Here is a 7,172-nt window from a genome sequence, read left to right on the forward strand (position 1 = left end):
CGCCACGCCAGCCACAGCCCGCAGGCCCACGCTCACGCCCTCGCGCACGCCTGCGCGGCGGCCGCGGGCGAGCCGCCGCCGGAGCGCGCAGAGCAGCTGCGTACCGAGCGCCGGCTGGCCGCCGAAATGATCGACATGCATCTGCGCCGCCTCCTCCTCGACTGGCCGCCCTCGCTCGGCTTCGAGCCACGCATCAACCGCTATGCCGAATTCCACCGCCGCCTGCTGCATGCCGGGGAGCACGACAACGACTTCGTGCTCGGCGGCGAGGTGCTCGACCTGGTCGCGCGCGAGCTGCTCGCCGGCTTCTTCAACCAGATCCGCATGCCGCACGGAATCGGCGAGTTCCTCGACCGCCTCGCGGGCGGCGGCAGCCTGAGCTCGATCCTGGGCGAGCTGATCGCCCACGGCCCGTCCACCGTGCTGCCGGAAAAACGCACCGCGCTGCTCGGCACGCTCAGCGCCGACGCCTGGGCCGCCGAGGTGGGCACCTGGCCGAGCGCGCAATTCATCCGTCACCCGCGCTACGCCGGCGAGCCCGCCGAGACTGGACCGCTCGCGCGCCACGCCGCCTCGCCGCTGGTGCGCATCCTGCTCGAGCGCGGCAACCGCATCTCGGCGCGCCTGTTCGCCAAGGCGATCGACGTGGCCGACTGCGCGAGCACGATGCGCCATCCGGGCAGCGCAGAGGTGGCGCCGCTGATCGACGCCTGCCGCGTCGCCCCGGATGTCGGTCTGGCGCGCGTGATCAGCGCGCGCGGCGTGCTGTTATGCTGGGTCCGCCTCGCCGAGGGTCGCATCGCCGACTGCGCGATCGTGCCGGCGGGTGCGTGGAACCTCGAGCCCGACGGCGTCTATTGCCGCGAGGCGATGTGCCTGCAGGTCACGGACGGCGACCCCGAGGCGTTGAAGAAACGGCTGGAGTGGCTGATGCTCGCGATCGACCCCTCGCTGCCTTTCGTGGTCGAGCTGGTCGCCGCAGGGGAAGGCGCGGGCGTGGCGCCGGCATCCGCCTGAGCCCGGACCGCCGCCGCGCCCGCGGCGCGGCCTTCAGGCACGCAGCTGGCGGTAGGCGCCGCCGAAGTACAGCAGCGGCGCGCGCTCTTCGGCGCGGTCGAAATCGACCACCTCGCTGATGAAGACCACGTGGTCGCCGCCCGCGTGGCGCACCGTGTTGCGGCACTGGAAGCGCGCGCAGCAGCCCGCGAGCAGCGGCACGCCGCCGACCCCCGAGTCGAACTCCAGCCCGGCGAACTTTTCGCCGAGCCGGCTCGCGAAGCGCTGCGACAGATCGGCCTGGTCCTCGGCGAGCACATTGATCGCGTAGTATTCGCAGCCCTCGAAGAGCGTGCGGCTGGGCAGTTCGTTGGCCAGGCTCCACACGATCAGCGGCGGGTCGAGCGACACCGAGTTGAAGGAGTTGACCGTAAGGCCGATCGGCTCGCCGACGGGCGTGCGCGTGGTCACCACGGTGATGCCGGTGGCGAACATGCCGAGCGCGTTGCGGAAGTGGCGCTGGAAGTCCTCGCCGGAAGCTTGCTGTTGGGTCATGGACGGACGGGCGCGGTGGGCCGCGCTGCTCGGGTGGGAGTAAAGCCGGGATTATCGCCGCGCGCGCGGGCAGCGTCGAGCGCGCAGGCAACGCAAGGAACAAAAGGGGACATGAGCGATTTTTCCATCCGCCTGATCGAATGGCAGCGCAAGCACGGCCGCCACGACCTGCCCTGGCAGGGCGGCCACGACCCCTACCGCATCTGGCTGTCGGAGATCATGCTGCAGCAGACCCGGGTCGAGACCGTGATCCCCTACTACGAGCGCTTCCTCGCGCGCTTCCCCGACGTCGCCGCGCTCGCCGCGGCGCCGGTCGAGGACGTCATGGCGTTGTGGAGCGGCCTGGGCTACTACGCCCGCGCGCGCAACCTGCACCGCGCGGCGCGGGTGGTCATGGACGCGCACGGCGGCGCCTTTCCGCGCAGCGCCGCGGCGATCGCCGGGCTGCCCGGCATCGGTCGCTCCACCGCGGCGGCGATCGCCGCCTTCGCCTGGGGCGAGCGTGCGGCGATCCTCGACGGCAACGTCAAGCGCGTGCTGTGCCGCGTCTTCGGCATCGAGGGCTTTCCCGGCGACAAGGCGGTGGAGACGCGGCTGTGGGCGCTCGCCGAGTCGCTGCTGCCGGAGCGCGGGATCGGCCGCTACATCCAGGCGCAGATGGATCTCGGCGCCACGCTGTGCACCCGCGCCCGCCCCGCCTGCGCGCGCTGCCCCTTCCACGACGACTGCGTCGCCCGTCGCGACGGGCGCGTGGCCGCGTTGCCGACCGCGCGCCCGAAGAAGGTGGTGCCGCGGCGTGGTGCGCGCTGTGCGGTGATCCTGCACCAGGGCGCGGTGCTGCTGGAGCGTCGCCCGCCGGCGGGGATCTGGGGCGGCCTGCTGGCGCTGCCGGAATTGCCCGCCGAGGTGGACGACGCCCAGGCCTGGAGCGCCCAGCGTTTCGGCCTGGCCACCGCCGCGCCCCGGCCGCTCGCACCACTCACCCACGCCTTCACCCACTTCGTGCTCGAGCTGCAGCCGCTGCTGCTGCACGCCAGTGCCATCCAAGGCCTGGCCGACGACGGCGCGCTGTGCTGGCTGCCGCTGGGCGCCCACGCCGAGGCCGCCCTGCCCGCGCCGGTGCGGCGCATCCTCGACGGCCTCGCGGCACCGGGCCTCTTCGACGAGGGCGCGCCCGCGCGCGGCGCCTGAGCCTGCGGGGAACGCACCGGCGCGCCGCGACGAGTCGTGCGCGCTCAGGCCTTCTTCGGCATCAGGCCGTGCTCGCGCAGGAACTGCTGGAGGATCTCCAGCCGGCTGACGATATCGTCGAGCTCGAGCAGTTTCTGCTTGGCGAGCAGCGGAATGGGCAGCAGCTCGATGTAGCGCGCGCCCACCCAGGCAGCGTCGTCGAAGTCGTGCGGCGGCGGCAGGCGGTCGCCGAGCTCCTCGACGATCGAGCGCAGCAGCGGCAGAAGCTCGGCCTGCGCGGCGGGCACCGGCTCCGCGGGCGGCTCCTCCAGCCAGCGCACGCTGCCTACCAGGAGGCCGTCGCGCTCGAGCTCGTGGTCGACGATGCGGAAGCGCCGTCCGCCGCGCACCAGCAACTCGAGCACGCCGGGCTGCTCCATGTCCCAGCGCTCGATCAGCGCCTCGGTGCCCACCGGGTGCGGCACGGCGGCTTCGCCGACCTCGTCGCCGGCCGCGATCAGGCAGACGCCGAAGGAGCCGCCCTCGCGCATGCAGCGCGTGACCATGTCCATGTAGCGCGGCTCGAACACGCGCAGCGGCAGTACGCCGCCGGGAAAGAGCACGGTCTTGAGCGGAAACAGCGGGAGGGTGTCGGGCGGCGGGGTCATGGGACGCTCCGGTGCGCAGGGGGCAGCGGTGCCGGCAGGCTTCAGCCGGCCTGCTCGCGATCCTCGCCCCAGCGCGCCATCAGGCTGTGCGGCACGCCGAGCTGGTCGAGGATGCGGGCGACGACGAAGTCGACCAGGTCCTGCACGGTCTGCGGATGGTGATAGAAGCCGGGGTTGGGCGGCAGGATGCACACGCCGAGGCGGGCGAGCTTGAGCATGTTCTCGAGATGGATCGCCGAGTACGGGGTCTCGCGCGGCACGAGCACGAGCTTGCGGCCTTCCTTGATGACGACGTCGGCGGCGCGCTCGATGAGGTTCTGGCTGAGCCCGCCGGCGATCGAGGCGAGGGTGGCGACGGTGCATGGGCACACGACCATGGCGTCGGGCGGGTTGGAGCCGGAGGCCGGCGGGGCGAACCACTCCTCGCGGCCGAACACGCGCAACTGCCCGGGTGCGGCGGTGAAGCGCGCGGAAAGCTCGGCCTCGACCTCGGCCGGGCGCGCGGGCAGGTTCCAGTCCATCTCCTGGCGGGCGACGATCTGCGCGACCTGCGAGTACAGCAACCACACCCGGCAGCCCGCCTGCAGCAGGCATTCGACCAGGCGCACGCCGTAGGGCAGGCCGGAGGCGCCGGTGAAGGCGACGGTGATCGTGCGGGGAGGCGTCATCGAGGTGCGGGAAGGTCGGCGGATGGCGTGAAGCGTACCCCATCCGGCGGACGAGGGGCGCGGCTTCGATACGGTCGCGGGAAGCGGGCGGAGGGCCGCCTGCACTCGCGGCCCTTCGCTGCGCTCCGGGCTGCCCTCGGCCTTGCCGCGTCAATGCGTCATCGTCGGCTCGCACACCGCGCAGCTTTCCAGTGGGAGCGACGCAAGTCGCGATTGCACCGGCAAAGCTGCGTCGACGCGAATCCCGTGCGCCGGAATCGCGACTTGCGTCGCTCCCACGAAAACCGGCACGGCCCCGGGAGTCTCTGCCGCCGCATCCCAGTACCCGTGGAAGGCGGCAGTGAAACCACCGCGGTCGGGGTGACGCTCCGGCAGGAGCGCCGCAAGTCGCGATACGAGGGGCGCGGCTTCGATACGGTCGCGGGAAGCGGGCGGAGGGCCGCCTGCACTCGCGGCCCTTCGCTGCGCTACGGGCTGCCCTCGGCCTTGCCGCGTCAATGCGTCATCGTCGGCTCACACACCGCGCAGCTTTGCAGTGGGAGCGACGCAAGTCGCGATTGCACCGGCAAAGCTGCGTCGACGCGAATCCCGTGCGGCGGAATCGCGACTTGCGTCGCTCCCACGAAAACCGGCACGGCCCCGGGAAGCTCTGCCGCCGCATCCCAGTACCCGTGGAAGGCGGCAGGGAAACTACCGCGGTCGGGGTGACGCTCCGGCAGGAGCGACGCAAGTCGCGATCGCAGCTTTCCAGTGGGAGCGACGCAAGTCGCGATACGCCGATCGCTGGAGCGCGGCCCGCGCCTCACTCCAGGTAGTCGGTGATCAGCTCCCAGCGTCCGTTGCGGATCTGGGCGAGGCGGCCCTTGCGGTTGCCGAGGTGGTCGTCGGCGCTGAAGCGGTAGGCGGGACTGCCGAAGTAGTCGCGGGTGAACGCCATGCCTTCGAGCGTGTGCGCGAAGCGCTCGGGGGTGAGCTCGCGCCCGGTGGCCTCGGCGGTGCGCACGAACAGGTCGGCGAGGGTGTAGCCCATCACGCTCCACACGTTGGGTTCGGTGTTGAAGCGCGCGCGATAGCGCTCGATCCAGGCGGCGAGCTGGCTGTTCGCGCCCTCGGCGTAGGGGTGCGGCAGCACCGAGACGCCGTACAGGCCCTCGACCGCGGCGCCGCCGAGCTCGTGGGTCTGCGCCGAATAGCCGGAGGCGGTGACGAGCATGTCGACGTCCCAGCCGATCTTGCGCGCTTCGGACATGGCGGCGACGGTCTCGCGCACCACGGTGGCGAGCACCACGAGGTCGCAGCGCGCGGCACGCAGGCGCGCGATCTGGCTGGAGAAATCGGTGGCGCCGCGCTTGTAGCTGGTGCGCTCGACGAGCTCGGTGCCGAGCCCGGCCAGCGCCTTTTCGACGCCCTTCATGACTTCCAGGCCGTAGTCGTCGTCCTGGTAGAGCAGGCAGCTGCGCTGGTAGCCGCGCTCGCGCACCATGTGGCGGGTGGCGGCTTCCATGTAGTCCTGATAGGGCGCGAAGTTCTGGAACTTGAGCGGGTGCAGCGGCTCGTAGGTGGCGCGATGCGGCGAGAACGGGAACAGGTGCAGGCGGCCGGCATCGACGATGATCGGCATGCTCGCCATGACCACCGGCGTGCCCATGTTGGCGATGAAGGCGAAGGCCTGGTCGTGCTGCACCAGCTTGCGCGCGGCGAGCACCGCGCGCTTGGGGTCGTAGCCGGCGTCCTCGACCGCAAGGCGGATCTTGCGCCCATGCACGCCACCGCCGGCGTTGGCCTCGTCGAAGCGCATCAGCATGCCGTCGCGCACGGGCACGCCGAGCATGGCGATCGGGCCGGAGAGGTCGGACACGGTGCCGACGACGATTTCATCGGCGCTCACCCCCGCCGCCGTGGCGGGCAGGGCGCAGGCGAGGGACAGCGAGGAGGCGAGCGCGAGCGCAAGCCGACGCAAGGGGCTCATCGGGAGAACTCCTGGAGGTTGGTTGGATTGCCGTGCGCGGCTACGGCAAGGCGACCGCGGAGCGCGCGCGAGTGGCCCGCAAGCCGGGCCGGTGGGTGATGCGAAGCGTGGATCAGAACGGCAGGCGGCGGCGCGGGGCTGCGGCGGCGCCGGGCTTGGGCTCGGGCCTGGTCTCCGCCGGGCGCGCCTTGACCGGCTTGCGCGGCTCGTTGAACTCGTCGAGCGCGAAGCGCACCTTGCCCTCGAGTTCGCAGCCGCGCATGCCCGGCGAGCAGATCGCGCCGCGCACGCGTTGGCAGATTCCATCGAGGTCGTGTGGGCAACTCCAGGCACTCATGGCGGGCTCCGGCGCAAACTGCATGCAGAATTACGAGAGCGTTACTATCGTCTGCTGCAGCGCGAGAATCAAGCGCCGTCCCACCTCGGCGGCCTCACCGGTCGTGCCCCTTCGCTTCGCCCGCGAGTCCGGCCGGGCGCAGCAGCACGACGCCGACGATCACCGCGCCGAACAGCAGCAGCTCCAGCCCCGAGGCGCGCGCCCAGTCGCCGGGCAGGCGGTCGCGCAGCAGCGAGATCAGCGGCGGGATGGCGACGATCACCAGCGCCCCCCAGGCGGCGCCGGCGAGGCGGCGTGCGCCGCCGATGAAGGCGAGCATGAGCAACTCGAAGGAGAACACCAGGCCGAACTGCTCCGGGCTGATGAAGCCGATCCAGTGCGCGTAGAGCCCGCCCGCCAGCCCGGACAGCGCGCCGCCGACCACGAAGGCCTGCATCTTCGCCGCGTCGTTGTCGATGCCGCAGGCGGCGGCGGCGATTTCGTCGTCGCGCACGGCGCGCCAGGCGCGCCCGTGGCGCGAGGCGAAAAGGCGTGCGCAAGCCAGCATCGCGAGCGCGAGCACCGCCACGCTGACCGTGGCCTGCGCTAGGGTGGAGTCCGCGCGCCAGCCGGCGAGGGTGAAGGCCCCCACCGTGAGGCCCGCGGCGCCGTGGGTAAGCGACTCCCAGCGTGCGAGCGCCTCCTCGACGATGAGGGCGAAGGCGAGCGTGCTCATGCCGAAATACAGCCCGCCCAGCCGCCGCGCCGGCAGGCTGGCGAGCGCGCCGCCGAGCGCACCGGCCGCCGCGGCGACGGGCAGGGCCAGCGGC

The 7,172-nt window shown here is 72.1% G+C and carries 8 protein-coding genes; 2 read left to right on the forward strand and 6 right to left on the reverse strand.

Annotated elements, in window-relative coordinates; all coding sequences use genetic code 11:
* The coding region (locus tag C665_RS17095; protein WP_004323947.1) for a hypothetical protein at positions 1 to 1,017 on the forward strand (1,017 nt) is incomplete at its 5' end.
* Between the two features lie 33 nt (positions 1,018 to 1,050).
* Here C665_RS17095 and C665_RS17100 read toward each other — a convergent pair.
* Positions 1,051 to 1,551 carry a flavin reductase family protein gene (locus tag C665_RS17100; protein ID WP_004323949.1) on the reverse strand — a complete coding sequence of 167 codons (501 nt, stop codon included), beginning with the start codon at positions 1,549 to 1,551 and terminating at the stop codon, positions 1,051 to 1,053.
* Positions 1,552 to 1,662: 111 nt separating this feature from the next.
* Between C665_RS17100 and mutY the strand changes: the two genes are divergently transcribed.
* Complete coding sequence (gene mutY, locus C665_RS17105) at positions 1,663 to 2,742, forward strand: A/G-specific adenine glycosylase (protein ID WP_004323951.1); 1,080 nt, start codon at positions 1,663 to 1,665, stop codon at positions 2,740 to 2,742.
* A 44-nt stretch (positions 2,743 to 2,786) separates the two neighbouring features.
* Here mutY and C665_RS17110 read toward each other — a convergent pair whose 3' ends face one another.
* From C665_RS17110 to C665_RS17130, 5 genes are all read right to left on the reverse strand, one after another.
* Positions 2,787 to 3,389, reverse strand: a complete 603-nt coding sequence (locus tag C665_RS17110; RefSeq protein WP_004323953.1) for an LON peptidase substrate-binding domain-containing protein — start codon at positions 3,387 to 3,389, stop codon at positions 2,787 to 2,789.
* A 41-nt stretch (positions 3,390 to 3,430) separates the two neighbouring features.
* Positions 3,431 to 4,057 carry a flavin prenyltransferase UbiX gene (locus tag C665_RS17115; RefSeq protein ID WP_004323955.1) on the reverse strand — a complete coding sequence of 209 codons (627 nt, stop codon included), beginning with the start codon at positions 4,055 to 4,057 and terminating at the stop codon, positions 3,431 to 3,433.
* 802 nt (positions 4,058 to 4,859) lie between these two features.
* Positions 4,860 to 6,026 carry an ABC transporter substrate-binding protein gene (locus C665_RS17120; protein WP_004323957.1) on the reverse strand — a complete coding sequence of 389 codons (1,167 nt, stop codon included), beginning with the start codon at positions 6,024 to 6,026 and terminating at the stop codon, positions 4,860 to 4,862.
* Positions 6,027 to 6,138: 112 nt separating this feature from the next.
* The gene (locus C665_RS17125) at positions 6,139 to 6,363 is read right to left on the reverse strand and encodes a hypothetical protein (RefSeq protein WP_012584451.1); all 225 of its coding nucleotides are present in this window, start codon (positions 6,361 to 6,363) and stop codon (positions 6,139 to 6,141) included.
* A gap of 94 nt (positions 6,364 to 6,457) precedes the next feature.
* The coding region (locus tag C665_RS17130; RefSeq protein WP_004323961.1) for a branched-chain amino acid ABC transporter permease at positions 6,458 to 7,172 on the reverse strand (715 nt) is incomplete at its 5' end.

This window comes from Thauera aminoaromatica S2 (assembly GCF_000310185.1).
GTDB lineage: Bacteria > Pseudomonadota > Gammaproteobacteria > Burkholderiales > Rhodocyclaceae > Thauera > Thauera aminoaromatica.